The sequence below is a fragment of the Allobosea sp. GW821-FHT03A12 genome (assembly GCF_058986765.1).
The window spans coordinates 101,391-103,787 of the sequence record NZ_JBYSVZ010000011.1; the positions used below are offsets into that span (position 1 = coordinate 101,391).

At 68.3% G+C, this 2,397-nt stretch carries 1 protein-coding gene; it reads left to right on the forward strand.

Annotated elements, in window-relative coordinates:
• Positions 1–2,397 (forward strand): beta strand repeat-containing protein (locus tag AC3WLC_RS30490; protein WP_493687652.1); only part of this gene is annotated, 2,397 nt, incomplete at both ends.

The following is a 2,397-nucleotide window of genomic DNA, read 5'->3' on the forward strand; positions in this document are numbered from 1 at the left end:
CGTTTGCTTCGCCTGCTTCGCTGGCGTCGGCGGCGCCGGCCTGGTCTTCACCAATGGTGGCGCCACGACGACGCTGACCGTCAACGGCACGATCCGCGGTGGCGATGGCGGGCGCGGCGGCTCGAATTTGCCGACGTCCTTCGGCCGTACCCCTAATCCAGGCGAAGAGGCGAACGGCGTCGGCGCTGCCGGCGGCGAGGCCATCGTCGGCGCCGACCTGATCATCACCAACAACGGCACGATCGAGGGTGGCCTCTCGGGCGACGGCACGACGCGTGCTGCGGCAATCCACTTCACCGGCGGCAGCAGCAGGCTCACCATCGGCAGCGTCTCGGCGACCATCAATGGCGGCATCGTCATCGACACCGGCACGCTGACCTTCGACCAGACGATCGCTGCGACGATCGGCAGCGTGGTCAGCGGCGCCGGCAACGTGGTCAAGGAAGGCACGGGCACGCTGACCTTGACCGGCGCCAACACCTACACCGGCGGCACCACGATCTCGGGCGGCAAGCTCAGCATTTCCTCCGAGGCCAATCTCGGCGATGTCTCAGGCACGCTGACCCTCGACGGCGGCATTCTGCAGGTGACGGGAACGACACTGACCGGGCTGGCGCGCAACATCGTCCTCGGCAGCAATGGCGGCGGCTTCGATATTGCCGACGCCGGCAATACCTTCACGGTGACGCAATCCTTCTCCGGCTCGGGTGGATTGACCAAGGACGGCGCCGGCATCCTCGTCCTGACCGGCACCAACGCCTATATCGGCGCGACGACGGTCTCGGGCGGCACCCTGCGCGCCGGACAGGCAGGCGCCTTCTCCGCGGGCTCAGCGTTCACGATCGCCTCGGGCGCAACGCTCGACCTGGCCGGCTTCGACCAGACGATCGGCTCGCTCGCCGGGGCCGGCGCCGTCACGCTCGGCGCCGGCACGCTGACCGCGGGCGGCGACAATGCCTGGACGACGTTCTCCGGCACGATCTCGGGCACAGGCGGGCTGACCAAGACCGGCACCGGCACGCTCAGGCTGTCGGGCAGCAGCACCTATTCGGGCGCGACCACAGTGTCGGCCGGGACGCTCTATATTGATCGCTCGCAGGCCATGTCGGCGGCCTCGGACTACACCGTCGCGGCGGGTGCATCGCTTAATATCAACGACACGCTCGGCACGGTCACCGCCGGCTCAATCGCCGGCGCCGGCCAGATCCGAATCGAGCAAGGCTCGACGCTGGAGACCGGCGCAACCAATGCTTCGACCACCTTCACCGGCATGATCTACGACGCCGGCAGCATCAGGAAGGTCGGCACGGGGACGCTGACGCTGACGCAGGAGAACACCTATTCGGGCGGGACGACGATCGCGGGCGGCGCGATCAGCATCTCCAAGGACAGCAATCTCGGTTCGACCTCGGGCGCGCTGACGCTGGATGGCGGCGTGCTGCAGGTGACCGGCACGACGCTGAACGGGCTGACCCGCAACATCATACTCGGCAGCCATGGCGGCGGCTTCGACATCGTCGACGCCGGCAACAGCTTCATCGTCAACCAGTCCCTCACGGGCACGGGCTCGCTGGCGAAGACCGGCGCCGGCGCGCTGGTGCTCAAGGGCGCCAGCAGCTATTCCGGCGCGACCACGGTGTCGGAGGGAACGCTGCGGGCCGGCGCCACCAACGCCTTCTCCGCCAATTCGACCGTCACGGTGGCATCAGGCGCGACGCTCGATCTCGCCGGCCTCAACCAGACGATCGGCTCGCTCGCCGGCGTCGGCACGGTCACGCTCGGCTCGGGCACGCTGACGGCGGGCGCGAACAACGCCTCGACCACCTTCTCCGGCAAGATCACCGGCACAGGCGGTGTCACCAAGACCGGCACCGGCACGCTGACGCTCACGGGCACGAACACCTACACCGGCGCGACCAAGGTCTCCGGCGGCAAGCTCGTCGTCAATGGCTCGATCGCGAGCACGGTGACGCTGGACGGCGGCACGATCGGCGGCTCGGGCACCATCGGCGGAGTCACGGTGCAATCGGGCGGTACGGTCGCGCCGGGCAACTCGATCGGCACGCTGACCGTGTCCGGCAATGTCGCCTTCGCGAGCGGCTCGACCTATCAGGTCGAGGTCAACGCGGCCGGGCAAAGCGACAAGATCGTCGCCTCGGGCAGCGCCAGCATCACCGGCGGCACAGTCCAGGTGCTGGCCGAGAGCGGCAATTACGCGGCCGCGACGAGCTACACCATCCTGACGGCCTCCGGTGGCGTCAGCGGAACCTTCGCCAACGTCACCTCGAATCTGGTCTTTCTGACGCCATCGCTGGCTTACGACAGCCAGAATGTCACGCTGACCATGACGCGCACCGCTGTCACTTTCGGCCCGGATGGCAGTGGCTCCGGAGGCGG